This window comes from Polaromonas jejuensis NBRC 106434 (assembly GCF_001598235.1).
Taxonomy (GTDB): Bacteria; Pseudomonadota; Gammaproteobacteria; order Burkholderiales; family Burkholderiaceae_C; genus Polaromonas; species Polaromonas jejuensis.
Genome location: NZ_BCYO01000041.1, coordinates 1 through 25,049, shown reverse-complemented (window position 1 = coordinate 25,049; position 25,049 = coordinate 1). Strand labels below are relative to the sequence as shown.

22 protein-coding genes and 1 pseudogene are annotated in these 25,049 nt (G+C 64.4%); 12 read left to right on the top strand and 11 right to left on the bottom strand.

What is annotated here, in order from left to right; translation table 11 throughout:
* Positions 1-262: hypothetical protein (locus tag PJE01S_RS22860; RefSeq protein ID WP_218017556.1), on the bottom strand; the 262-nt coding region annotated here is incomplete at its 3' end.
* Between the two features lie 15 nt (positions 263-277).
* Between PJE01S_RS22860 and PJE01S_RS22855 the strand changes: the two genes are divergently transcribed.
* From PJE01S_RS22855 to PJE01S_RS22820, 8 genes and pseudogenes are all read left to right on the top strand, one after another.
* Positions 278-541 carry a hypothetical protein gene (locus PJE01S_RS22855; protein WP_245660943.1) on the top strand — a complete coding sequence of 88 codons (264 nt, stop codon included), beginning with the start codon at positions 278-280 and terminating at the stop codon, positions 539-541.
* Between the two features lie 163 nt (positions 542-704).
* Entirely contained in the window at positions 705-1,148 is a 444-nt protein-coding gene (locus tag PJE01S_RS22850) for a host attachment protein (RefSeq protein ID WP_068836026.1), read from the top strand.
* Positions 1,149-1,191: 43 nt separating this feature from the next.
* Positions 1,192-1,468, top strand: a pseudogene (locus PJE01S_RS24845) (aldehyde dehydrogenase family protein); the annotation flags it as partial.
* 204 nt (positions 1,469-1,672) lie between these two features.
* Positions 1,673-3,064 carry an ABC transporter substrate-binding protein gene (locus PJE01S_RS22840; RefSeq protein ID WP_068836024.1) on the top strand — a complete coding sequence of 464 codons (1,392 nt, stop codon included), beginning with the start codon at positions 1,673-1,675 and terminating at the stop codon, positions 3,062-3,064.
* Between the two features lie 336 nt (positions 3,065-3,400).
* Positions 3,401-4,441, top strand: a complete 1,041-nt coding sequence (locus PJE01S_RS22835; RefSeq protein ID WP_068836023.1) for an ABC transporter ATP-binding protein — start codon at positions 3,401-3,403, stop codon at positions 4,439-4,441.
* Positions 4,441-5,379, top strand: coding sequence for a carbohydrate ABC transporter permease (locus tag PJE01S_RS22830; RefSeq protein WP_068836022.1), 939 nt, complete (start codon positions 4,441-4,443; stop codon positions 5,377-5,379). Before PJE01S_RS22835 ends, PJE01S_RS22830 begins: the two co-directional genes overlap by 1 nt.
* Before the next feature lie 150 nt (positions 5,380-5,529).
* The gene (locus PJE01S_RS22825; protein ID WP_068836021.1) at positions 5,530-6,378 is read left to right on the top strand and encodes a carbohydrate ABC transporter permease; all 849 of its coding nucleotides are present in this window, start codon (positions 5,530-5,532) and stop codon (positions 6,376-6,378) included.
* Positions 6,379-6,414: 36 nt separating this feature from the next.
* Complete coding sequence (locus PJE01S_RS22820; protein ID WP_068836020.1) at positions 6,415-6,900, top strand: adenosine-specific kinase; 486 nt, start codon at positions 6,415-6,417, stop codon at positions 6,898-6,900.
* Positions 6,901-6,973: 73 nt separating this feature from the next.
* Here the strand turns inward: PJE01S_RS22820 and PJE01S_RS22815 are convergent, their stop codons facing one another.
* The gene (locus PJE01S_RS22815) at positions 6,974-11,728 is read right to left on the bottom strand and encodes an NAD-glutamate dehydrogenase (RefSeq protein WP_068836019.1); all 4,755 of its coding nucleotides are present in this window, start codon (positions 11,726-11,728) and stop codon (positions 6,974-6,976) included.
* Positions 11,729-11,807: 79 nt separating this feature from the next.
* Between PJE01S_RS22815 and PJE01S_RS22810 the strand changes: the two genes are divergently transcribed.
* Entirely contained in the window at positions 11,808-12,431 is a 624-nt protein-coding gene (locus PJE01S_RS22810; RefSeq protein WP_169804424.1) for a LysR substrate-binding domain-containing protein, read from the top strand.
* Between the two features lie 157 nt (positions 12,432-12,588).
* Here PJE01S_RS22810 and fusA read toward each other — a convergent pair whose 3' ends face one another.
* Entirely contained in the window at positions 12,589-14,694 is a 2,106-nt protein-coding gene (fusA, locus tag PJE01S_RS22805; RefSeq protein WP_068836028.1) for an elongation factor G, read from the bottom strand.
* Entirely contained in the window at positions 14,672-15,097 is a 426-nt protein-coding gene (locus PJE01S_RS24840) for a methylated-DNA--[protein]-cysteine S-methyltransferase (RefSeq protein WP_218017555.1), read from the bottom strand. The genes fusA and PJE01S_RS24840 overlap by 23 nt, the downstream gene beginning before the upstream one ends.
* A gap of 436 nt (positions 15,098-15,533) precedes the next feature.
* Between PJE01S_RS24840 and PJE01S_RS22800 the strand changes: the two genes are divergently transcribed.
* Positions 15,534-16,085, top strand: a complete 552-nt coding sequence (locus tag PJE01S_RS22800; protein ID WP_068836017.1) for a bactofilin family protein — start codon at positions 15,534-15,536, stop codon at positions 16,083-16,085.
* A 109-nt stretch (positions 16,086-16,194) separates the two neighbouring features.
* Here PJE01S_RS22800 and PJE01S_RS22795 read toward each other — a convergent pair whose 3' ends face one another.
* From PJE01S_RS22795 to purU, 4 genes are all read right to left on the bottom strand, one after another.
* The gene (locus PJE01S_RS22795; protein WP_068836016.1) at positions 16,195-16,551 is read right to left on the bottom strand and encodes a nuclear transport factor 2 family protein; all 357 of its coding nucleotides are present in this window, start codon (positions 16,549-16,551) and stop codon (positions 16,195-16,197) included.
* A 214-nt stretch (positions 16,552-16,765) separates the two neighbouring features.
* Complete coding sequence (locus PJE01S_RS22790) at positions 16,766-18,268, bottom strand: FAD-linked oxidase C-terminal domain-containing protein (RefSeq protein WP_068836015.1); 1,503 nt, start codon at positions 18,266-18,268, stop codon at positions 16,766-16,768.
* 233 nt (positions 18,269-18,501) lie between these two features.
* Entirely contained in the window at positions 18,502-19,401 is a 900-nt protein-coding gene (locus tag PJE01S_RS22785; protein ID WP_068836014.1) for a LysR substrate-binding domain-containing protein, read from the bottom strand.
* 6 nt (positions 19,402-19,407) lie between these two features.
* Positions 19,408-20,256, bottom strand: a complete 849-nt coding sequence (gene purU, locus PJE01S_RS22780) for a formyltetrahydrofolate deformylase (RefSeq protein WP_068836013.1) — start codon at positions 20,254-20,256, stop codon at positions 19,408-19,410.
* A 148-nt stretch (positions 20,257-20,404) separates the two neighbouring features.
* Between purU and aptA the strand changes: the two genes are divergently transcribed.
* The gene (gene aptA / locus PJE01S_RS22775; protein WP_068836012.1) at positions 20,405-21,745 is read left to right on the top strand and encodes an omega-aminotransferase AptA; all 1,341 of its coding nucleotides are present in this window, start codon (positions 20,405-20,407) and stop codon (positions 21,743-21,745) included.
* 46 nt (positions 21,746-21,791) lie between these two features.
* On the opposite strand, the gene PJE01S_RS22770 is transcribed toward aptA, so the two are convergent.
* Positions 21,792-22,682, bottom strand: coding sequence for a ChaN family lipoprotein (locus PJE01S_RS22770; protein ID WP_068836011.1), 891 nt, complete (start codon positions 22,680-22,682; stop codon positions 21,792-21,794).
* An 84-nt stretch (positions 22,683-22,766) separates the two neighbouring features.
* Between PJE01S_RS22770 and PJE01S_RS22765 the strand changes: the two genes are divergently transcribed.
* On the top strand, positions 22,767-23,882 hold the full coding sequence (locus PJE01S_RS22765) for an AbrB family transcriptional regulator (protein ID WP_068836010.1): 1,116 nt from the start codon (positions 22,767-22,769) through the stop codon (positions 23,880-23,882).
* Between the two features lie 26 nt (positions 23,883-23,908).
* Here the strand turns inward: PJE01S_RS22765 and PJE01S_RS22760 are convergent, their stop codons facing one another.
* A complete protein-coding gene (locus PJE01S_RS22760; RefSeq protein WP_068836009.1) occupies positions 23,909-24,190 on the bottom strand; it encodes a BTH_I0359 family protein in 282 nt (93 codons plus the stop codon).
* Between the two features lie 138 nt (positions 24,191-24,328).
* Positions 24,329-25,049, bottom strand: a 721-nt coding sequence (locus tag PJE01S_RS22755; RefSeq protein WP_157090448.1) for a DUF3108 domain-containing protein, incomplete at its 5' end; no start/stop codon positions are given.

The following is a 25,049-nucleotide window of genomic DNA, read 5'->3' as shown; positions in this document are numbered from 1 at the left end:
ACGCCCATTGGGCGCGGAGGTAGTCCGCCGCGGCGCGCAGCGCCTGAGGGTGAAACACGTTGCGTTCGCCGATCTCGCCCGCCAGCTTGCGAACATGGGCCTGCAATCGCTCGCTCAATGCGGCCAGTTCCGTCGTCTGGCTCGCTGCGGACACTGCGGGGGCGGCAATGGAACGTGGATCGCTCATGATGCTGCCGGCCACGCTGAGCACCGCCAGCGCCGCCAACGCGAGTCCGAAGATCCGATGGGCATGGCTTTGCACGCTGGCCGAGGCTCAATGCAGCCTGAAACGGTGTGCGTATATTATGAAGCGATGGGGATTCGTGTGGAGTGCTATGCCGGCTACCGCGGCGAACAGGAGCCGCGCGCCTTTTATCTCGGCGAGCGTCGCATCGAGGTGATGGCCATCGTCGACCGTTGGCTTGCGCCGGACCACCGGTACTTCAAGGTGCAGGGGGATGACGGCAGCACGTACATCCTGCGCCACGATGAAGCAGCGGGCGAGTGGGAGATGACAATGTACAGCGCGCGAGGCCTCTGACGGTGTCCGCAAACGCGTACCCGTCTTGCAAGACCAGGCTCGGCGGCCCCGTGGAAAAATGGGAACGGGGCTGATTTGGCAGCCCGCTTGCATTCAGCAGCGCCGGGCGTAAAGTAATAAGGCAACATGACTGGTTGCCCTTTTACTTCCAAGGAGGACGCACATGGCCAATACCACCTGGATCTTGGTCGCCAACGCAAGCCTCGCCAAAATCTATGCCAACCATGGTCCCAAGAAAGGACTCACGCTTCTGAAGGAGACCGAACACCCGGAGAGCCGGAAAAAAAATGCCGATCTTGTCACCGACCGCCCCGGACACATGCAGGGCGTCGGCAACGGCCACGGCGCACGCCAGCCCCAGACCGAACCCAAGCTCAACGCCGCGCAGCATTTCGCCCAGGAACTGGCGCGCGAGTTCAACCATGGCCGCAGCACCAACCAGTTCGAACGCGCCATCCTCGTCGCTCCGCCCTCTTTCATGGGCCTGATCAACGACAAGCTGGATGGCCACACCGCCAACCTGGTCAGCGACCGCTTCGAAAAGGATTACACCAAAGCCAGCGAAAAAGAACTCGCCGGACATCTGCAGTCCTGCATCTATCTTTGAACCGGCAGAAGATCCTGTCACGCCTCTAATGAGCGTCAACTAGATCAACGCCTCGGGCTATGGCCTGACGCTGGGGCTGCAGACCCGCATCGATTCCCGGGCCCAAGCGCTGGCTGCCGACGCCCATGTAGGCAACATTTGCGTCAACCGCAACATGATTGGCGCCGTGGTCGGCGTACAGCCGTTCGGTGGCGAAGGCCTCTCCGGCATCGGCCCGAAAGCGGACGGCCCGAACTAGCTGGTGCGCTTTTGCGCCGAGCAGACCGTGACCGTTAACACCACGGCAGCAGAGGGGAAATGTGGTTTTGCTGGCAGGATGAGTCAACGCCCCAGCCGCGAAACCCCAGGCAGCGCAGACCACCCCAAGCATCTGCGGTGGCGCTGGCTGCTGCGGGGCCATTTGACGGGCAGGGCGATTATCCAAGGGAATCTTTATCCCGGCATCAACTCTAATATCGAATGGGCAAGCACTCGCTGCGCCAGTGGGACGGGTGCCTACTTCTCTTTTGAACGAGGAGATAGCCATGGCGAACAAGACAAGGGTAGTTCATTCGCGCCAAGACATGGCGTCCGGTCCGTCCACCCGCACCGATGCCCGCCGGCGCCGCATCATCCAGGCCGCCGGCGCTGCCGGCCTCGCTGCCGGCCTCGGCCCCTTCATTCTTCCGGGCAAGGCGCACGCAGCGAATCGAACGCTGAAGATATTGCAGTGGAACCACTTCGTGCCGGGCTACGACAAGTGGTTCGACAATACCTATGTGAAGGAATGGGGGCAGAAGAACGATACCGAGGTGATCGTGGATCACGTCGGCATTCCGGCGCTTGCCACGCGCGCCGCCGCCGAAGTCTCGGCGCAGAAGGGCCACGACCTGTTCATGTTCCTGTCGCCGCCGCCGGTGTACGAGGAGCAGGTCATCGACCATCGCGAGATTTACGAGGAGTGCCAGCGCAAGCACGGCAAGCCGATCGAACTGGCGGTCAAGAGCACGTACAACCCGAAAACGAAAAAGTATTTCGGCTTTTCCGACAGCTTCACGCCCGATCCGATCAATTACCGCAAGGACCTGTGGGACGAGATCGGCATGAGGCCGCCCGACAGCTGGGACGACGTGCTGGCCGCAGGCCGCAAGATCAAGCAGAAGCGCAACATCCCGGTGGGGATCGGTTTGTCCGCCGAGCTCGACACCGCGATGGCGATGCGCACCATCCTGTTCTCCTACGGCGGCTCGGTGCAGGACGACCGCGCGAACGTGGTCTTGAACTCGAAGAACACGCTGGAGGCGGTGAAGTTCGTCAAGGCCCTGTACCAGGACACCATGACGCCGGAAGTGCTGGCGTGGGACCCGTCCTCCAACAACCGCGCCATGCTCGCCGGCAAGATCTCGCTCTGTCTCAACGCCATTTCCATCACCCGCGAGGGCGAAAACAAGAACATCCCGGGCACGCCCGACATCTGGCTCACCCAGGCGCTGCGAGGCCCGGTGCGGCGCATCGGCATGGAGCACGTGATGGACTGCTACGTAATCTGGAAATTCGCCGAGAACATCGGCGGCGCGAAGAAGTTCCTGGTCGACTACATCGATAACTTCCGGCAAGGCTTCGTGGGGAGCGAGTTCTACAATTTCCCCTGCTTCCCCAGCACCGTGCCGGACCTGCAGAAGCTGATCGCCGACGACGCCAAGGCCCAGCCCCGCGACAAGTACAAGGTGCTCGCCACGCTGATGAACCAGGCCACCAACGTCGGTTACCCCGGCTATGCGAATGCGGCCGTCGACGAGATCTTCAACACCTGGGTGCTCAACACCATGTTCGCCAAGGCGGCCACCGGCGACGAGACGCCGGAGAATGCGATACGGCAGGCGGAAGTCACATGCAAGCGCATTTTCGCCAAATGGCGGGATAAGGGCTTGGTGTGATCCGCGGCAGCGTCGACGAGCCTCCCGCGGGGCAATGAGTCGGGCTTTCACGCGTGAATGACTAGGGCCTGTTCACACTATTTTTGCAAGATGCGTTGCGAGTCAAAAAGGTCATGCGCAAGGCGCGAAACGCAGACGGGCCGTGTGGCCCGGCGAGGCTTCGCAACGCGGCGCATGGCCTTTTTGATCGCAACCCGAAGGGAACATGGCTAAAACAGCACCACTCATCGTTGCACTCCTAGGCCAGGCGCCCAGCCTGGCCGTCGTCGCGCGCCTTGATTGGCGCTGTTTTAACCATGTTCGCACTTGCAAAAATAGTGTGAACAGGCCCTAATCATGGCGACCGTAGAAACCCGCTCACTCACCAAGCGTTTCGATGGCGGCAACGCGGTGGACGGCATCGACCTTGCGGTGCGCGAAGCGGAATTCCTGGTGCTGCTGGGGCCGTCCGGCTCCGGCAAGACGACCCTGCTGCGCATGATCGCCGGGCTGGAGGCGCCGACGTCGGGCGACATCCTGGTGGACGGCCGCGTCGTGACCGAGCTGCCGCCCAGGGCGCGCAACATGGCGATGGTGTTCCAGAGCTATGCGCTGTATCCGCATCTGAGCGTGTTCGACAACATCGCGTTTCCGCTGCGGGCGCAACGCATGCCGCGCGACGCGATCGGCAAGAAAGTGGACTGGGCTGCGACGCTGTTCGGCATTGCCCACCTGCTCGCCCGCAAACCGCGCCAACTGTCCGGCGGCGAGCGGCAGCGGGTGGCACTGGCGCGCGCGGTGGTGCGCGAGCCGCTGGCGTTCCTGCTCGACGAGCCCTTGTCCAATCTCGACGCCAAGCTCAGGACCTCGGCCCGCGACGAGCTGCAGCAGTTCCAGCGGCGGCTGGCGACGACGACGATCTACGTCACCCACGATCAGATCGAGGCACTGGGCCTGGGTGACCGCATCGCCATCCTCGACCACGGCCGCATCCATCAGCTCGGCACCCCGCAGCAGGTGTACGAGCATCCCGCCGACATCTTCGTCGCGACCTTCATCGGCTCGCCGCCGATGAACCTGGTCAAGGCCGATGGCACGGTGACCGGCTTCCGTCCCGAGCACTTCCTGCCGCACGACGCGTATCCGGCCGATGAGGCGCTGAGCCCGTTCCCGTTTCACGTCACGCGGATCGAGAACCTGGGCTCGGACCGCCTGGTGTACGGCGTGCTGGAGCCGCCGCAGCCGGCAGCCAAGGTCATCTCGCGCATCCCGTGCACGGTCGCGACACCGATAGCGACCGGCGCACGCTACCATTTCGCGGTGCGCCGCCGCGACCTGAGGCGCTTCGATCCGCAGTCCGGCGTAAGCCTCGCAGCGCGTAGCGCGGAGGTGACCTGATGAGCGCGCACGCTTCCGCCGCTGCCACTGCGCCGGCGCAGCGTTCGGTGCGGCGTTGGCTGGACGACGACAAATGGCTCGGCCGCCTGATGCTCGCGCCGGCCGTGATTTACATCGCACTGCTGGTCGGTTTCCCGTTTCTGCTGTCGATTTATTACAGCCTGTCCGACGCCACCGTAGGCAGCCGGACGCTGCATTTCGTCGGCATGGAAAATTTCCGGCGCATCCTGGAGAGCGACACCTTCTGGCGCTCGCTGCGCAATGCGCTGGTCTTCACGCTGCTGTCCCAGTTGCTGGTCGTGGTGCTGGCCAAGATGCTGGCAATGGCGCTGTACAGCGATTTCCGCGGCAAGTGGCTGGTGCGGCTGTTGATCCTGCTGCCTTGGGTGGCGCCGATCTCGCTCGGCACCATCGGCTGGCTGTGGATCTTCGACCCGGTCTACAGCATCATCAACTGGACCCTGCGCGCGCTCGGCCTGCTCGCCCCGAACACCTGGCCGATCTGGCTCGGCCAGCCGAATCTGGCGATGGCGTCGGTCATCCTGGTCGACGTGTGGCGCCTGCTGCCGCTGGCGACGGTGATCATCCTGGCCGGCCTGAGCGGGATTCCGCAGGACATCCACGACGCCGCCGCGATGGATGGCGCCGGGTTCTGGCGTCACCTGTTCCGCATCAATATCCCGCTGGTGATGCCTATCATGCTGGTGGCCTTGCTGTTCGGCATCGTGTTTACCTTCACCGACATGATCATCATCTTCGTGCTGACCCGCGGCGGACCGTACGACACGACGCAGGTGCTGGCGAGCCTGGCGTTCTTCACCGGCATCCAGGGCGGCGATCTGGCCGAGGGCGCGGCGATCTCGCTGTTCCTGTTCCCGGTGCTGGTGGCGGTCGTGATATTGCTGCTGACCATCGCACGCCGTACGGAGGTGACCTGAAGTGAAAGCCCACCCCCGAAGCGCCTTCGGCGCCTCCCCCTCAAGGGGGCGCCACCGGCGGCCCGGCAAAGCCGGTTCCGCGGTGGCCCCCGCCTCTGCAACTTGCTTTCATGCGTCGTGGGTCGCGCGCAGCGCGGTGGAGCAACTGACATGACGATGACGCGCTGGAAGCGCTGGGGCGCACGCAGCGGCCATTTCGGCCTGCTGGCCGCGTTCGTGGCGTTCTGCGCCTTTCCGTTCTACTGGATGCTGATCACCACCTTCAAGGGCACCCTTGACCTGATCAACACCGCCAACAATCCATTCATATTCAACAGCCCGCCGACGCTGGACAACCTGCGCGTGCTGTTTTTTGACACCCAGTACGTGCGCTGGATGCTCAATACGCTGGAAGTCGGCGTTGCCGTCGTGCTGATCACGCTGCTGCTCGCGGTGCCCGCCGGCTACAGCCTGGCGCGCCTGTCCGGGCGCTGGGGGCGGCACCTGGCGATCGGCATCTTCCTCACCTATCTGATTCCGCCCACCATCCTGTTCATCCCGTTCTCGCGCATCATCGGCTCGCTCGGCCTGCAGGATTCGCTCTGGTCGCTGGTGCTGGTGTACCCGAGCTTCACCGTTCCGTTCTGCACCTGGCTGATGATGGGATTCTTCAAGGCCGTGCCGCGCGACATCGAGGAAGCGGCAATGATGGACGGCTTGAGCCGCTTCGGCGCTTTCCTGAAAGTCGTGGTGCCGCTGTCGTCGGCGGGGATACTGACCGTCGTCATTTTCACGCTCACGCTGGTGATGCAGGAATTCGTTTACGCGCTGACCTTCATCACCAGCTCGTCGCAATACACGGTCAGCGTCGGCGTGCCGACTTTCCTGGTGCGCGGCGACGTGTATTTCTGGGGTTCGCTGATGGGCGCCTGCCTGATCGTGAGTGTGCCGATCGCGGTGCTCTACAACCTCTTCGTGGACCGCTTCGTCGCGGGGTTCACCGTCGGCGCGGTCAAGTGATCGGGACATCGAAATCGGAAAAAGGAGGCGTTCGATATGCAGCTCATCACCGTGAAAATCGACAAGCCGGATGCGGCCAACTTCATTCTGGGGCAGACCCACTTCATCAAGTCCGTCGAGGACCTCCACGAAGCGCTGGTGGCCGCCGTGCCGGGCATCAAGTTTGGCCTGGCCTTTTGCGAAGCCTCCGGCAAATGCCTGGTGCGATGGTCGGGCACCGATCCCGCCATGCTCGAACTGGCCCGCAACAACGCCAAGGCCCTTGCCGCCGGCCATTGCTTCATCATTTTCCTCGGGGACGGTTTCTACCCACTGAATGTGTTGAACACCGTCAAAATGGTGCCGGAGGTCTGCCGCATTTTCTGCGCAACAGCCAATCCGACCGAAGTGATTCTCGCCGAGACGGAACAGGGACGTGGCGTCCTGGGCGTGGTTGACGGCTTCCCGCCTCAGGGGATCGAGGACGAGGGCGATATCGCCTGGCGCAAGAATTTGTTGCGGCAAATCGGCTACAAGCTCTGATGCCCAGACTCCTAGAGCGTCGCAAAAAAGGATTCGATCTGTTCGCGTTTCATGGGGCCGACGTCAACAATCCTCAGGCGAGATGACGCAGTTCGCGCAGCGCCACCGAAACCGGTGCCAGGTCCGCGCTCTGGGTGCTGATGCTGGCCAGCAGCCTGCGCAGGCGTTCAATGGCCTGCGTGTGGCGGTCGCGCCAGCTCGCCAGATCTTCGCCGCGCGACAACAGGCCCTGGGTGATCTGGCTGGCGATCGAATAGACGTCGTCGCGCGCGCTGCCGCGGGCCTGGGTCTGCCACAGCGTGTCGGTGGGCAGGCGCTTGATTTCCGCGCGCCAAAGCATCAGGCCCAGTTCGGTGTCGACGCCAAAATAGGCGCGCGCCGCCTGCGCCAGCCCGGTATTGGCGCTTTGCGCCAGATCGACCAGGTCGAGCGCCGGGAAGATGTACTCCAGCGCCGTCAGGTTTTGCGCCAGCGTCTGCTCCACGCCGGCCTGCATGAGTGCCTGGGTGGTCTGCTCCCAGCTGGCGTGGGCGGGTGCCGGCAACCAGTCTGCCAGATGAGCGCGCAATTCGCGCGCCGCAGGCTGGTAGCGCGTGATCAGGGTGGGCAGATCGGTGCTTTGGGTGCGAACGCGCAGCATCCAGCGTGAGGCCCGCTGGGCAATGGCGATCAATTGGGTCAGCAGGTCGAGTTGCAGGCTGGCCTCCACGCGGTAGTCCAGTGCGTCAATCTGGTCCCACAGGGTTTCGAGGTCAAAGATTTCGCGCGCCAGCGTGAAGGCGCGAATCACGTCGGCCGCGGTCGCGCCCGCCTCTGACGCGATGAAATTGACGAAGGTGGCCCCGGTGCGGTTGACCACCGTGTTGGTGATGAAGGTGGCGATAATCTCGCGCTTGAGCGGGTGGCTGGCGATGGCCGCGCCGAATTTCTCGGTCAGGACCTTGGGGAAGTAGGCCTTGAGCGCGCGGCTGTAATACGGGTCGTCCGGCAGGTTGCTGGCCACCAGCTCGTCGAACACCGACATCTTGGCGTAGGCCAGCACCACGGCGCCCTCGGGTGCCGTGAGCCCCGTCTTGCGCGCCTTGCGCCGGGCAATCTCGTCATCCGTCGGCAAGAACTCGATGGCGCGGTTCAGGCGGCCGTTACGCTCCAGCCATTGCATCAGGCGTTGCTGCCCGTCCAGCACGTACAAGGGGCGATGGCTGGCGACGTCGAGCGCCTGGGTCTGGTAGTAGTTGTCGGTCAGCACCAGCAGGCCCACCTCGTCCGTCATCGAGGCCAGCAGGTCGTTGCGCTGCTTGAGCGTTAAATCGCCGGCCTCCACCACGCTGCCCAGCAGGATCTTGATGTTGACCTCGTGGTCGGAGCAGTCCACGCCGGCTGAATTGTCGATCGCGTCGGTGTACATCAGGCCGCCTTTTTGAGCGTATTCAATGCGGCCATTTTGCGTGCAGCCCAGGTTGCCGCCCTCGGCCAGCACCTTGCAGCGCAGCTCGCCGCCGTTGACGCGAAACGCGTCGCCGGCCTTGTCGCCCACCTGGGCGTGGCTCTCGAAACTGGCCTTCACATAGGTGCCGATGCCGCCGTTGTAGAGCAGGTCCACCGGCGCCAGCAAAATGGCCCGCAGCAGCTCGACCGGGCTCAGTTCGGCGGCCTCGGTGCCGAGCGCGGCGCGCGCCTCCGGGCTCAGGCTTATCGACTTGGCCGAGCGCGGATACACCCCGCCGCCGGCGGAAATCAGGCTCTTGTCATAGTCGTCCCAGCTCGACCGGGGCAGGTCGAACAGGCGCTGGCGCTCGGCAAAGGAGCGCACCGTATCGGGCGCGGGGTCGATGAAGATATGGCGGTGATCAAAGGCCGCCACCAGCCGGATGTGCTCGGACAGCAGCATGCCGTTGCCAAACACGTCGCCCGACATGTCACCGATGCCCGCCACCGTGAACGGCGTGGACTGGGTGTTCAGCGACAGGGCGCGGAAGTGGCGCTTGACCGATTCCCAGGCGCCGCGCGCCGTGATGCCCATCTTCTTGTGGTCGTAGCCGACCGAGCCGCCCGAGGCGAAGGCGTCACCCAGCCAGAAGCCGTAATCGGCCGACACGCCGTTGGCGAAATCGGAGAACGTGGCGGTTCCCTTGTCGGCCGCCACCACCAGGTAGGGGTCGTCCGGGTCGTGCCGGACCACGTTGGCCGGCGGCACCACCGCGCCTTTGACCACGTTGTCGGTCAGGTCCAGCAGACCTGAGAGGAACAGCTTGTAGCAGGCTACGCCCTCGGCCAGAAAGGCTTCGCGATCGCTGGCGGGCGGAGCGTTCTTGAGCACGAAGCCGCCCTTGGAGCCGACCGGCACGATGACGGTGTTCTTGACCTGCTGGGCTTTCACCAGGCCCAGTACTTCGGTGCGGAAGTCCTCGCGGCGGTCCGACCAGCGCAGGCCGCCGCGCGCGACCTTGCCGCCGCGCAGATGCACCCCCTCGACGCGCGGCGAATAGACCCAGATTTCAAACAGGGGCTTGGGCTCGGGCACGCCGGGGACTTCGCGCGGGTTGAACTTGAATGACAGGTAAGGCTTGCCTTCGCCGGTGGCGGTTTGTTGCCAGACGCTGGTGCGCAGGGTGGCCGCAATGGTGAGGAAAAACTGGCGCAGAATGCGGTCTTCGTCCAGGCTGGCCACGGCGCCAAGATGCGCTTCTATCTGTTTTGTCAGCTGCTGCTGGGCCTCGTCCCGGTTGCCCGTCAGGGCTGGGTCGAAGCGGGCCTTGAACAGCCTGAAGATTTCCTCGGTGAGTTTCGCGTTGTTGTTCAGCGCGGCCTCGATATAGCTTTGGCTGAAGCCAAAACCGAGCTGCTTGAAATAGCGGGTGTAGGCGCGCAGCACGGCAATGGCGCGTGCGTCGAGCGCGGTGGTCAGCACCAGCCGGTTCAGGTCGTCGCTTTCGACCTCGCCGCGCCAGGCCTGCGCGAACAGGGCCTCGAACCGTGGCTTGACGGTCGCCAGATCGGTGCTGGCCGGCAGTTGCAGGCCCAGGTCGTGAATCCACAGCGCGTCGCTGCCGATCCGGTAGGGGTGCTCGTCCAGCACCCGGGCGCCCATGCGCTCGAGCACCGGTAGCGAGTCCGACAGCGGGACTTTGGACGTGTTGTAGATCTTGAAGCGCAGCAGGCCTTCGCCGGCATCGAGCGGACGGTACAGCTTGACCGCCAGCGGCGAGGCGGCGCTCAGGCCGGCCAGCGTGTCGGCGTCTTCGGCGGCGACGGCCGCCGAAAAATCTTCGCGGTACGCCGTGGGGTAGGCGTTGGCAAAGCGGTGGGCCAGCGCCAGGCCAGGCCCTTCTCCGTGCGCGCGCAGCAGCTCGCTGGTGCATTCGTCTTCCCAGCGCTGGGCCAGTCTGGCCAACCGCATTTCGAGCGCGCGCAGGTCGACGCTCACGGGCGCGTGCTCCCTGGCGCGAACCAGGTAGTGAATGCGCGCCAGCGGGCTGTCGGTCAGCATGGGGGTGAATTCGAGCGACTGGCCATCCAGGGCCGCCATCAATTCGGCGCCGATCTTCACGCGCAGCTCGGTGTTGTACCGGTCGCGGGGCACGAAGACCTGAGCCGAGGTGAAGCGGCCAAATGGGTCGCGGCGCAGGAACAGCCGGGTGCGCTGGCGCTCCTGCAGCCGCAGGATGCCGATGGCATGCTCGGCCAGCGTGGCGGTGTCGATCTGGAACAACTCGTCGCGCGGGTAGACGTCCAGAATCGACTGCAGGGACTTGGCCGCGTGACTGTCTGGCACCACCCCCGCATTGGCGATCACGTACGCCGCGCGGCGCCGCACCTGCGGAATATCCCCAATCGCGGCGGCATAGGCGGTCGAGGTGTAAAGCCCCAGAAAACGGGCCTCCCCAACGACGCTGCCCGCGTCGTCAAAGCGTTTGACGGCGATGTAGTCGAGCCAGGCGGGGCGGTGCACGGTGGCGCGCGTCATGGCCTTGGTGATCAGCACCAGTTCGTCGGACTCCAGCAGGGCCACGGCGTCGGGCGGCAGGCGCGACGTTGCCGTCTGCGGGGCGCCGCGCAGGATACCCAGGCCCGACTCCGGACGCGCGATCAGGCTGACGGCGTCGCCATCGCGCTGGATGTCGTAGTCGCGCGCGCCCAGAAAGGTGAAATGCCGGTCTTCCAGCCAGCGCAGGAATTCAATGCCTTCCTGCTTGCTGGTGGGCGACAGCAGCGACCGTGCAACCCCCAGCCCCAGGGCTTGAACCCGCTCGAGCATGGCGTGCCAGTCCTGCACGGCGGCACGGACATCGCCCAGCACACGCTCCAGGTCACGGGCCAGCGCGTCGCGCTCCGGCGCACCCAGAATGCGGTCGCACTCCACCATGATGAGCGACTCGATCGGGTCGCTGGAGCCGGTGGCACCAGCCCCCGTCGCGCTGCCCACCGTTTCGGGCCGACCCTGCGCATTGCGCGCGACATGCAGCAGGGGGTGGACGATCCAGTGCGCCGTGCGGCCGCTGCGGTTGATGGCCATGGTGACCGAATCGACCAGGAACGGCATGTCGTCATGCACGATCTGGACCGAGGTGTGGTCGCTCACGAAGCCGTCTTCCGCCAGGGTCGGGTTGAACACCCGGATCCTGGCGCTTTGGGCGGCGCGGGACGCGTCGAGCAAACGCCAATGGGCGCTGGCAATGCCAAACAGCGTGGCCGGACCGCGCGCGAGAATTTCGTCGGGGTCGGTGCTTTCAAAATAGGCCGACACAAACTCGGAGAGCCGTTTGGCACTGGGTCCGGCATGTTCGGCGGTGTAGCTCAGCAGCTCGGCAAGCGGCGTGGTCTTCATGGCGTCTCCAGTTCTTCTTGTCGCTACGGAAGATTCTAGGCCTGCCCTGAGATTCAGGGGTGACTTTCAAAGGCAAGGCATGGGCTCATGCCGCAGTTGCATGGTGGCCGACCACACCACGGCCGCCGGCGCCGCCGCTGCAGGCCTGGGGGCCGGCGCGGATTTCATGGCGACTAGGCGATCGCAGCCGCCAAGGCCACAGATCGAACTGCCGCTGATCGGAGAGCGACGCGGCGTCGACCTCGGGCGTGGCGAAGCGGACATTGCCTTGCGCATGAGCGCGCCCCAGGAACCGGATCTGGTGGCGCGGACCTTGGGCCATGTCGGCTATGGGCTCTATGGCACGGCTGCATGCTGCTCGCTGGCAGAGCCCGACCAAGCCTTCATCGGCTTCGACGACAGCATTCCCCAATTGCCGCAGAAGCTTTGGCTGGATCACCACGTGGGTGCGCGGCGCTATGCGCTGCGCACCAATGACCTGGCGGCGATGCGTCAGGCCGCAGCTCAGGGCTGGGGTATCGCCATGTTGCCCCGCTTCCTCGCCGGAACGGATCGCAGGCTCAGGTTGCTGCAGACCGCCCCATCACCGCCATCGCTGCCGGTGTACCTGGTCATGCATGCCGATGTCCGCCGCGCGCCGCGTGTACGCAGCACGGCGGACTACCTGATCGAGATGTTCAACAAGCATGGGGATGAGCTCTAGTGTGGTGTTGCATGCTTGACGGTACAAATAAAACCGATGGATTTTTGTCCAGGGCAAGGCGCAAACCGCAGCAATAGTTTCACTATTGCGAGGATTTGCAACGCCGCCATGGGCAAAAAGACGCGGTTTTATGTGCCGGATAGCGTGCAACACCACACTAGCTGCCCTTGCCGCGCGTGACCGCCGCCGAGACATCGGCTGGCGTCTCGGCATAGCGTTTGAACTCCATGGTGTAGGTGGCGCGGCCCTGGGTCAGCGAGCGCAGGGTGGTGGAGTAGCCGAACATTTCAGACAGCGGCACCTCGGCGCGCACCAGCTTGCCGCCGCCACCGGCAATGTCCTCCATGCCCTGGACCATGCCGCGGCGCGAGGAGAGGTCGCCCATCACATTGCCCATGAAATCCTCGGGTGTTTCCACCTCGACCGCCATCACGGGCTCCAGCAGCACGGGTTTCGCGCGACGCATGCCTTCCTTGAAGGCCAGCGCGCCGGCCATGCGGAAGGCGTTTTCGTTGGAGTCTACGTCGTGGTAGGAGCCAAACACCAGCGTGGCCTTGACATCGACCACCGGGTAGCCCGCCAGCACACCGGCCTTGAGCGTCTCCAGGATGCCCTTGTTGACGGCGGGAATGTATTCGCGCGGCACCACCCCGCCCTTGATTGCATCGACGAAGAGATAGCCCTGGCCGGACGGCAGCGGCTCCAGGTTCAGCACGGCGTGGCCGTACTGGCCGCGCCCGCCCGACTGCTTGATGAACTTGCCTTCGACATCGTTCACCGCCTGCTTGATGGTTTCGCGGTAGGCCACCTGCGGCTTGCCGACGTTGGCCTCGACGCTGAACTCGCGCTTCATGCGGTCCACCAGGATTTCCAGGTGCAGCTCGCCCATGCCCGAGATGATGGTCTGGCCCGACTCCTCGTCGGTGGCGACGCGGAACGACGGGTCTTCCTGGGCCAGGCGACTCAGCGCGATGCCCATTTTTTCCTGGTCGGCCTGGGTTTTGGGTTCGACCGCCTGCGAGATCACCGGCTCGGGGAAGATCATCTTCTCGAGGATGATCACCTTCTCGGGGTCGCACAGCGTGTCGCCGGTGGTCGCGTCCTTCAGGCCCACGGCGGCCGCGATGTCGCCGGCATGCACCTCCTTGATCTCGTTGCGCACATTCGCATGCATCTGCAGGATGCGGCCAAGCCGCTCGCGCTTGCCCTTGGTCGGGTTGTAGACCGTGTCGCCGGCATGGACGACGCCCGAGTAGACGCGGAAAAAAATCAGCTGCCCGACATAGGGGTCGGTCATGATCTTGAAGGCCAGTGCCGAGAAGGGCTCCTCGTCGCTGGGGTGGCGTTCGGCCTCGCCGTCATCCTCGGTGTGGCCCAGAATCGCCGGCACGTCCAGCGGCGAGGGCAGGTAGTCGATCACCGCGTCGAGCATGGCCTGCACGCCCTTGTTCTTGAAGGCGCTGCCGCAGAGCATGGGCACGATCTCGTTGGCAATGGTGCGCTGGCGCAGGCCCTGCTTGATCTCGTTTTCGCTGAGCGGCTCGCCCGCCAGGTACTTATTGAGCAGCTCATCGTTGGCTTCGGCCGCCGCCTCGACCATTTTGGCGCGCCATTGCGTGGCCGTTTCCAGCAGATTCGCGGGCACCTCGACGTACTCGAAATGCAGGCCCTGGCTGGTGTCGTCCCAGAGGATGGCCTTCATCTTCACGAGGTCGACCACGCCCTGGAAATGCTCTTCGGCACCGACCGGGATCTGCACCGGCACGGCCACGCCCTTCAGGCGCTCGGCAATCTGGCGTTGCACGCGCAGGAAGTCGGCGCCCACGCGGTCCATCTTGTTGACGAAGGCGATGCGCGGCACCTTGTACTTGTTGGCCTGGCGCCAGACGGTTTCGGACTGCGGCTGCACGCCGCCCACCGCGTCATAGACCATCACCGCGCCGTCGAGCACGCGCATCGAGCGTTCGACCTCGATCGTGAAGTCGACGTGGCCCGGCGTGTCGATGATGTTGATGCGGTGCTCGGGGTAGTTGCCGGCCATGCCTTTCCAGAAGGCCGTGGTGGCCGCCGAGGTGATGGTGATGCCGCGCTCCTGCTCCTGCGCCATCCAGTCCATGGTGGCGGTGCCCTCGTGGACCTCTCCGAGCTTGTAGTTCACGCCGGTGTAGAACAGGATGCGCTCGGTCGTGGTGGTCTTGCCGGCATCGATGTGGGCACTGATGCCGATGTTGCGGTAGCGCTCAATGGGCGTGTGGCGGGGCATGGCGATCTCCTCCTTTTTGGCGAACTGTGGGCTGGCGTCTGTCCGGGCGGCAAGCATGCCTCACGCCCTCAGTGTGCGCCAAAGTGCCGTTTTTTGCAGGCCTTGTTGCGGGCGCGGGTCGGCGGATCGCCTGGCCGCGGTCAAAAAACCCGGGTGCGCCACCCATCTCGGCGCCTTCAATCAAGAGCTTGCGCAGCCTGGTCGTGACGCCGCCCGGGGCGGAAAATCCCCCTGACTGCGCGCCTGCGGCCAGTATGCGGTGGCAGGGCATGATGATGGGAAACGGGTTGTGCCCCAAGGCCTGCCCTGCCACCCGCGTTGCGCCGGGTTCGGCCAGAAGGGCCGCGATGTCACCGTAGGTTTGTGTCTTGCCGGGCGTAATGCCCGGCGTGATCTCATACACCCGGCGCTGAAATGGCGGGCGGTGGTTGGGCCGGCGTCATCTGCGGGAATGCCTGACGCAGGCGGGACAGGGTCTTTCCCTGCGATAACTCCGGCAGCCTCACGGCGGCAATACCGTGCTCGCTTCACACCAGGGCGCACGGCCCAATGGCGGTGTCGAAGAACGTGAAACGGCATGTCTCGCTGCCGGCTTGCATGGTGCCTGACATGCTGCAGGGGGCGGAAATTGGCGTTGAAGTTCCGGTGCAAGTGTCACCTGGTGTCACATGATGACAGCGTGCGCTCACCGGCTGTGACCCATGATGAGCGTGCGCATACTCCATACGTAAACCGCATCAAGCGTGGAATGTAAGAATTAATTTCGTTACCTCTCTTGCATTAGGGCGAGGTTTTTAATATTTCGCGGACGTACCATGCGGTCTTTTTAAGGAAGTCACATGGCAACACCGTTTTTTGGCAAGCGAGAAAATGACACACCCACCAACCTGCGTCATGGCACAACCGGCGCTTACGGAAGTACGGCAAGCACCGGTTCATCGGGCGTGTCGCCGTCTTCGTCCACGGCTGCCAGCACGGCCAAGCCAGTGACTACCGAACCCGTCGCCGCGGCCAGCACAGCGTCGGAGGGCGGCAGCAAGCTGACGGTGGGGCCCAACATCAAGCTCAAAGGGGTGGAGATTACCGACTGCGACACGCTGGTGGTGGAAGGCCTGGTCGAGGCCACCATGGATTCCCGCGTGATGCAAATTTCGGAGCAGGGCGCTTTCAAGGGCTCGGCGGAAATTGACGTGGCCGAAATCCGTGGCGAATTCAATGGCAACCTGACGGTGCGCCAGAAACTGGTGATTTATTCCACCGGCAAAGTTACAGGCACCATTCGCTACGGCAAACTGGTGATTGAAGAGGGCGGCCAGCTGGCCGGTGAAATCCTCTTTGGTGCGGTGGCCGGCCCCAAAGCGGTCAAGCCGGGGCTGCAGGCGGCCGCCTGAGGCCTCTGAGGCCTATATCGGGGGCCCCCGGTCTGGCGGGCTTCAAAGAGCCTGAATACCGCCGTGCTAGTGCAAGCCTGCGCAAGCACGGCGGCCGTTCGCCCCCGCTTCAGCTGCCGTAAAAGAAACGTTCTTCGACAATCTTGTCGTCCTGCACCGTGTAGACACCCACTTCGTCCATGCTGAGGCGGGCTTGGCCCTTGGGTGTCACGTCCATTGTGAAGCGCACCACAAACTGGTTGCCATGCACATAGGGGCCTTCGACGTTGACGCTGTGCACCTCATGGTTGGCATACCACCAGACCCCTTTGGCTTGCACCGCGGCGCGGCCCTTGGCTTCGGCCATCTCGCCCGTCATGGGCTCGCGCGACACCACCTCATCAGACCAGAAGCGCTTGCCCGCCTCTTCAAATTCGCCTTGCTTGCACAACTTGGTGAAGGCGAGTGCCAGTTCCTGCGTTGTCATGAAGCTCTCCTTGGTGTGACGGTGAACGGTTGAGGGCAAAAATGAATGTTGCCACGGCGGCCGTCGCGTGGCAACCGCCGAGCCGGCAGCAGGGTGGTTCCTGCCGCCAGGAGCGCCCAACTTCGGCCTGCTTTGTTTTATTGTGTGTCCGGTGCGTGTCGCGTCCGGGGCGTTAAAACGCGTTTTGAGCGCAGGCCGCCGGCGCGGACCGGCGTCAGAATCGGGGCAGGTCGGGGTGCGCCATTTGCCCGCTGCGCACCAGCATTTTTCCGTACTCGGCACAGCGGTTCAGTGTGGGGATCACCTTGCCGGGATTGAGCAGGCCCCTGGCGTCAAAGGCCCGCTTCACGCCAAACATCTGTTCGTTTTCTTCCGCTGAAAACTGCACGCACATGGAGTTGAGCTTTTCCACGCCCACGCCGTGCTCGCCGGTCACCGTGCCGCCCATGGCGACGCTGGTTTCCAGAATGTCGGCACCAAACAGCTCGCAGCGGTGCAATTGGTCGGGGTCGTTGGCATCGAACAGGATCAGCGGGTGCAGGTTGCCGTCGCCGGCATGAAACACATTGGCGCAGCGCAGCCGGTATTTCTTTTCCATCTCGGCAATCGCCAGCAGGATGTCGGCCAGACGCTTGCGCGGAATCGTCGAGTCCATGCACATGTAGTCGGGGCTGATGCGGCCCGATGCCGGGAAGGCGTTCTTGCGGCCGCTCCAGAAGCGCAGGCGCTCGGCTTCGTTCTGGCTCACGGCAATGGCGGTGGCGCCATGCTGCTGCAGCACCGCGCTCATGCGGCCGATTTCTTCCTCGACTTCTTCGGGCGTGCCGTCGCTTTCGCACAGCAGAATTGCCTCGGCGCTCAGGTCATAACCGGCATGCACAAAGTCTTCCACGGCCGCCGTCATGGGCTTGTCCATCATCTCCAGCCCCGCCGGAATGATGCCGGCCGCAATCACCGCGGCCACGGCATCGCCGGCTTTTCGCAAGTCATCAAAGCTCGCCATGATGCAGCGCGCCAGCTGCGGCCTGGGCACCAGTTTCACGGTGACTTCGGTGGTGACGGCCAGCATGCCTTCACTGCCAATGATGATGGCGAGCAGGTCGTAGCCGGCGGCATCCAGTGCCTCGCTGCCGAACTCGACTTCTTCGCCTTCGATGGTGAAACCTTTGACCTTGAGCACGTTGTGCACCGTGAGGCCGTACTTGAGGCAGTGCACGCCGCCCGAGTTTTCGGCCACGTTGCCGCCTATGGTGCAGGCGATCTGGCTCGACGGGTCGGGCGCGTAATAAAGGCCATGCGGTGCGGCCGCTTCCGAAATCGCCAGGTTGCGCACGCCGCCCTGCACGACGGCGGTGCGGCTGGCCGGATCCACCTTCAGAATCTTGTTGAACTTGGCCAGTGACAACGTGACGCCCCGCTGGTGCGGCATGGCGCCGCCGGAGAGGCCGGTGCCGGCGCCGCGCGCCACCACCGGCACCTCCAGCGCGTGGCAGGTTTTGAGTACTGCCTGCACCTCGGCATAAGTCTCGGGCAGGGCCACGACCAGCGGCCGCTCGCGGTAGGCGGTCAGGCCGTCGCATTCATAGGGCGTGGTGTCTTCGTTGTTCCACAGCAGCGCATGCGCTGGCAGCACCGCCTGCAGTGCGCGAACCACGGCTGACTGCCGCGCTGATCGTTCAGTCAAATCGTGCTGCGAGTGAGGGGCGGGTGCATTCATGGTCTGGCCAAGTAGCTGGAATTCAGACTGTAGGGCAAGCCGCCAGCGTCGGGTTGAAGAAATTTAAAGCACCATGTGAAATGCAGCGCCCCATCGACTGTGCCGCATCGGCAGTTGGTGCGTGCACCTGGTAAGAGGGTGTAAATAGCTGCGTGCATGGCGCGTGGCCTTCAGAGGGCGGTCGCTCCCTATTTTTCTGGAGGCAAAACCGCCATTTGTCCGCCCATGGGCGTCTATCCCAGGCTTTTTTTCAGCCAGTCCGCAAAGGCGGCGCATTCCCAGCGGTCCATGGTGCCGGTGCGCCAGCACAGGTAATGGGCGTGCGGGCTGGGGATGTTGTGCGCGAACACGGCGTTGCTGCCCAGGCGCACCAGCGAGCCGTTTTCCAGCCAGGGCGCGCCCAGCTTGAGGCGGACAAGGGCGATGCCCATGCCGGCGGCAGCGCAGTCGCACATCAGGCCGATGTCATTGAACTGGGAGCCCTCCACCGGCTCGGGCCAGTCGAGGTGATTGGCGGCAAACCAGGTGCGCCAGGGCTCCAGCGGGGAGCGCAGCAGGCTTTCGCCCTGCAGGTCTTCGGCGGCTTCGAAGGGGCCGTGCTCGCGCACAAAGGCCGGCGAGGCCAGCGGGGTGACTTCGTCCTTCATCAGGCACACATGCTCCAGGTCGGCATAGCGCCCGGTGCCGAAGCGCACGATCAGGTCGGCATCTTCGGCCACCACATCCAGCAGCGGAATCGACACCTGGAGCGTCAGGTCGATCTCAGGGTAGGCGTCGGTGAACTGGCGCAGGCGCGGAATCAGGATGGAGCGCGCAAAGGTCGGCGTGACGGCCAGCCGTAACTTGCGTTTGCCCGGGGTGGCGCTTTGCCCGGCGGTGCCGGGGAATTTCTGCAGCGTGGCCAGCCCCTCGCGCACATGGGCCAGGTACTCGCTGCCCTCGGTCGTCAATGAAAAATCGGCCCGGCCAAACAGCTTGGTGCCTATGATCTGCTCCAGCTGCTTGACGCGGTGGCTCACCGCGCTGGGGGTGACGCACAGCTCTTCCGCTGCCTGGGTCACCGAACGCAGCCGCGCCAGCGCCTCAAACGTCAGCAGGCACTGAATCGGTGGAATCCTTGCCGCCGTAGCCATGGCCTGCTACTTGAAGATGACGGTTTTGTGGCCGTTCAGCAGCACGCGGTGTTCGCTGTGCCATTTCACGGCGCGCGCCAGCACCTGGCTTTCGGTGTCGCGGCCCATGGCGGTCAGGTCTTCCACGGTCTTGCTGTGGTCCACGCGCGCCACGTCCTGCTCGATGATGGGGCCTTCGTCCAGATCGGCCGTCACATAGTGCGCCGTCGCGCCAATCAGCTTCACGCCGCGGTCATGCGCCTGGTAGTAGGGCTTGGCCCCCTTGAAGCTGGGCAGGAAGGAGTGGTGGATGTTGATGGCGCGGCCCGCCAGCTTTTTGCACAGGTCGTTGGAGAGGATCTGCATGTAGCGTGCCAGCACCACCAGCTCGGCGCCTTCGGATTCGATGATTTCCAGCTGCCTGGCCTCGACCTGGGCCTTGGTCGCCGCGGTGACCGGCAAGTGATGAAAGGGGATGTCGTAGCTGGCAGCCAGCTGGTAGAACTCGCGGTGGTTGGAAACAATGGCGCGGACGTCCAGCGGCAGCAGCCCCGATTTGCAGCGGAACAGCAGGTCATTCAGGCAATGGCCCTCCTTGCTGACCAGGATCACGGTGCGCATGGGTTGTGTGGTGGCGTGCAGCTTCCAGTTCATCTTGAAGGGCTCAGCGAACCCCTTCAGCTGGCTCGACAGTTCCTGGTGCGTGAGCTGATCGCAGGCGAACTGCACCCGCATGAAAAACAGGCCGGTGTCCGGGTCGTTGTACTGGGCCGCTTCTTCAATGTTGCCGCCGTTTTCGAACAGAAAACCGGACACGGCATGAACAATGCCCCTGCGGTCCGGGCAGGACAGGGTCAGGATATAAGCGTGATTCATAGGGGATGAATTGTCGCAGGTGGCGCCGGCATTCGCCTGGCAGGCCCTCAATGGGGGGCACGACGCGGTGGCAAGAGTGCCAGAATGCAGGATCACACCGGTATTCGCCCCTTTTCACCCTCCATCTATATCCACGCAGGAGACCGACATGGCCTATCAGGATTTCAATATGGAGCACCAGTGGTTGCCCTTTACGCCCAACCGCAGCTTTAAAAAGGATCCGCGCGTGTTTGTGGCCGCTGATGGCATGCATTTCACGACGCATGACGGCCGGCAGGTGATTGACGGCATCTCCAGCCTGTGGTGCGTGGGGGCAGGGCACAACCGCAAACCCATCAACGAAGCCATCAAGCGCCAGCTGGACACGCTGGACTATGCGACGGCGTTTCAGGCCAGCAACGACCAGGCTTTCAAGGCTGCCGAAATGATTGCGGGCATGGCGCCCGGCGACCTGAACAAGGTGCTGTTCTGCAATTCGGGCTCTGAAGCGGCGGATACTTCGCTGAAGTTGGCGCTGGCTTACCACCGCGCCCGCGGTGAGGGGCATCGCAATGTGTTCATAGGCCGGGAGAAGGGCTACCACGGTGTGGGCTTTGGCGGCATGAGCGTGGGCGGCATTCCGGCCAACCGCAAGGCCTTTGGGGCGGCCCTGCTGCCGCGCGTGGACCACCTGCGCTTCATCCACGACCCGGTGAACCACGCCTACATCAACGGCGTGGAGCCGGAGTGGAGCGAAGACCTGGCTGCGGAGCTGGAAAACCGCATACTGCCTTTGCATGACCCCAGCAATGTGGCGGCCGTCATTGTCGAGCCGGTGTCGGGCAGTGCCGGCTGGTATCTGCCGCCCAAGGGGTACCTCAAGCGCCTGCGCGAGATTTGCGACAAGCACGGCATCCTGCTGATTTTTGACGAGGTGATCACCGGTTTTGGCCGCATGGGCAGCAACTTCGGCGCGGACTACTACGGCGTGGTGCCCGACATGCTGAACTTCGCCAAGTGCGTGACCAACGGCGTGATTCCGCTGGGCGGCGTGATCTGTTCCGACCGCATTTACGACGCCATGATGAATGCCAATGCCAGCAGTCCCGACCATGCGGTGGAGTTTTTCCACGGCTATACCTATTCGGGCCACCCGGTGGCCTGTGCCGCGGCCATCGCCACCCTCGATCTGTTCAAGCAGGACCAGCTGTTCGAACGCGCGGGCCAGATGGGCAAGGTGCTGGGCGACGCCATGCACAGCGGCCTCAAGGGCCTGCCCAACGTGATCGGCATCCGCAGCCTGGGGCTGGCCGGCGCCGTGGAGCTGTCCTCCGTGGCCGGCGCCCCGGGCAAGCGCGCCTACGACATCTTCATGGACTGCTTCCACCACGGCGTGCTGGTGCGGCCCGCGGCCGACAACATCGTGATTTGCCCGCCCTACATCGTGGAAAAAGAACACATTGAACGCATCGTCAATGTGCTGGCGGATTCGATACGCAAAAACGCCTGATCCGGCCGGGGCCGCCTGACGCTGGCGCTTCTGCGCAGCTTTCGCGTCAGGGCTGGGTCTCCGGCGCTGAGGCGGCCCCGGGCTTGATGGGCTGGCGCAAGGTCGCGCAATAGTCGGTTGCGGGCCGGACCGGCGTGGACCAGACATCGTCGAAGGCATCCGCTTTTTCATGGCCCGTGCCATCACCGGACCGCAGATGCACGGCCCTGGCCTTGAGGCCGGTCGGCAGATGGCGCGGCACGCCCAGGTTGCGGTCCGCGTGGCCGCTGCCGGTCAGCAATACCACCACCCTGCCGGGCAGGGCCGCCTGATGGATGGCGTCGGCCATGCTGATGTCTTTGGCAATCTGGATGCGCGCCATGGGCGTGATCTGGCTCTCGGGCAGCAGGTTGCAATGGCCGAGGCGGATCGCCTGCTGCTGCGCCTTCAGGGCCGGCTCCGGCAGCCGGATGTCGAGGTTGCTGTCGGCCATGCGGCCTTGCATTTGCACGCGCGGCAAGTTGGCGCCCAGCACCGGCACATCGGCGCGCACGGCGGTCATGACGGCGGGCCCGTAGGCCGCCCATGGCCAGCCCTTGTCGTTCCACTTCAATGCCTGGCGCACCTGTTCTTCGGTGGCACCGGGTCCGAGCGTGGCGGTGCTCAGCCCTGTATCGGCCATTTCCAGCGCCACCGCGGCCAGCTGGCCCCGGGATGACAGAAGGGCGACGACCTGCTGCTCGATGTGCTGGTGGTCTGGGGCGTCGTGTTGCTCACCCAGCAGCAGCACATCGGCCGGCAGCAACGCATCCAGCCGGGCGGCCGTGGCTGTGGCAGCGCTGCCGCTGGGCTGCCCAAGAATGGGCGCTTCGAGCCGGCCGGTGCAACCGCCCGCCAGCGCCAGGGATGCGGCACAAATAAGCCATGCCGGGGCGTGAGGCAGGGGTAAATAGGCCATCGGTGGATACTAAGGCCTTCAGCCCGTTTTACCCTTGGCCCCGGTCCGGTTTTTTCCGGCCCGCCAGCTCCTGAATCTCTGCCCATGCCTTTCAATGCTGCCAAATCTGTTTTGCGACGCCGGCCCGTTCGTGTCATGGTGACCCTGCTGCTCGCCTGGGCCGCCGCCGGCCTGTGTGTCAGGCTGCGCATGCCCTTGCCCTGGATGATAGGGCCGCTGCTGGCGACGTCGGTGCTGTCCATGCTGGGCGGTCCCACGGCCAGCTGGACGCCGTTGCGCAATATCGGCCAATGGGTGATTGGCGGTGCGCTGGGGCTGTATTTCACGCCGCAGGTGGTCGCGCTGATAGCCGGTTTGTGGTGGGCCATTGCGCTCAATATTGTCTGGGCGCTGGCGCTGGGCCTGGTTTTTGGGGCCTGGCTGCATCGTGTGCACCACGGGCCCGGGCCGTTTCATATTGCTGGCCTGTCGCGCATCACCACCTATTTTGCGGCGCCTGTGGGTGCGGCGTCGGAGATGACGCTGATGGGCGAGCGCCACGGTGCGCAGACCGACCTGGTGGCCTCGGCGCACAGCCTGCGGGTGCTGCTGGTCACGCTGATCATTCCCTTCGGCTTTCAATGGGCGGGGCTGCATGGGCTGGACGACACCCTGCCCGCTGCGCGCGTGGTCCATCTGCCGGGGCTGGCGCTGCTGGCGGCGCTGACCGGCATAGGCTGCTGGGTCATGCTCAAGCTGAAGCGAACCAACCCCTGGTTTATTGGTGCGCTGTGCGTGTCCTTGCTGCTGACGGCCTGCGGCGTGACCTTGTCCGCCATTCCGCAGGCCATGAGCAATGCGGCGCAGCTGCTTATTGGCATCAGCCTGGGTGTGCGTTTTACCCGCGGCTTTGTGCACCTGGCGCCGCGCTGGCTGGGCTCAGTGGCCCTGGCCACAGTGGGGATGATAGGGCTGTGCGCCGGCTTTGCCTGGCTGCTGGCGCAGTTCACCCAGCTTCACTGGGCGACGCTGCTGCTGGGCACCTCGCCGGGCGGCATTGCCGAGATGTCGATCACGGCCAAGGTGCTGCAACTCGGGGTGCCGGTGGTGACGGCATTTCATGTGACGCGGCTGGCCGCGGTGCTGTTGCTGGCCGAGCCCATGTACCGCTGGCTTTACCGGGATGGTCCGGACCTGCGAGGCCGCCAGGCGGCGGAGTGATCGGTGCGGGGAATCGGTACAGGGAGTCAGTGCAGGGAGATGGGCGTGGTGGCCAGCCCGCTGTAGCCTTCCAGCGTGTCTTCGATCTCTTCCTGGGTGGGGGTGTTTTGCTCCCAGGCGCTCAGGCGCTGCTGGAACATTTCTGCCCACGAGCCATCCAGGTACACCTCCTTGCCGGAGCGTTTGTCCACAATTTCAAAGCCGTGGCGGGCCAGTTGCGGGACGCTGGGGGCTGGCGCAGATTCTTCGGGGGCGTTGGCGTGAATCTGCACCACCACAAAAGAGTCCGAGTCGTAGAGCATGTGCATGATGGATGGGGTCCTTTATCCCTTTTTCTTCAGATAGCAACGATGCTGCCAAGTTCAAGAGGAGCCGGTAAGCGGCCGGTAAAGTTGCCCGGTTTCCCCAAAAAGGGCAAAAACCTGCCTAACTGCAGGCTTGCCGGCTCAGCGTTTGTGCACGTCGCTCAGCTGCTGGTCGACGAAATCGCCGTTGTGCTGGGTGATTTTGCTGCGCACGGGCAGGTAGCCCAGCGACGGCGCGAACCAGATTTCAACCGTCTGGTCGAACTCGCGCCGGGGCTGGCGCACCAGCTTGACGGTGGCCAGCTCGCCAAAGGGCAGGCTGAGGGTTTCCTCGGCTTCGACCCGAAAAGTCCAGCTGTCGGCATCGCGCGGCCCCACGGTGTACATGACAAGGGTGGTGCCCACCGGAAAGGCGGCCGGCTGGCCCGCCAGCATGCCGCCCAGCTGTATAAAAACGCTCGCGCGGTCTTGCGTGCCCTTGACCCAGGGGACGCTGGGCGTGTTGGCGCTGAAGCTGATCTGGCCCTTGTCGGGCTCAAAATGCGCGGCCACTTCGCTTCTGGACTTGTCGGAAAAGCGCGTCGGCGCCAGGCCTTCGGCGCTGATCTGGCCGGTGCTGGCCAGGCTGCGCGAACCGAGCAGCAGGGCGCTGACCGTCATGCGGGCCTCGTAGCTGTGGCCATTGTTGCGCCAGTCCAGCTCGCCGTTGGCGTGGTAGGTCAGGCCCTTGGCGCTGCCGGTCATCCGGTAGGCCAGCTGGGCACTTTCGGGCAGGGCCATGGCGGTGACCGGGGTGGGGTTGGGGCCGGCCGGCGGCGCCGTCGGGGCGCTGGCCGCGGAGGCCGGGGAGGGGGCCGGCGCG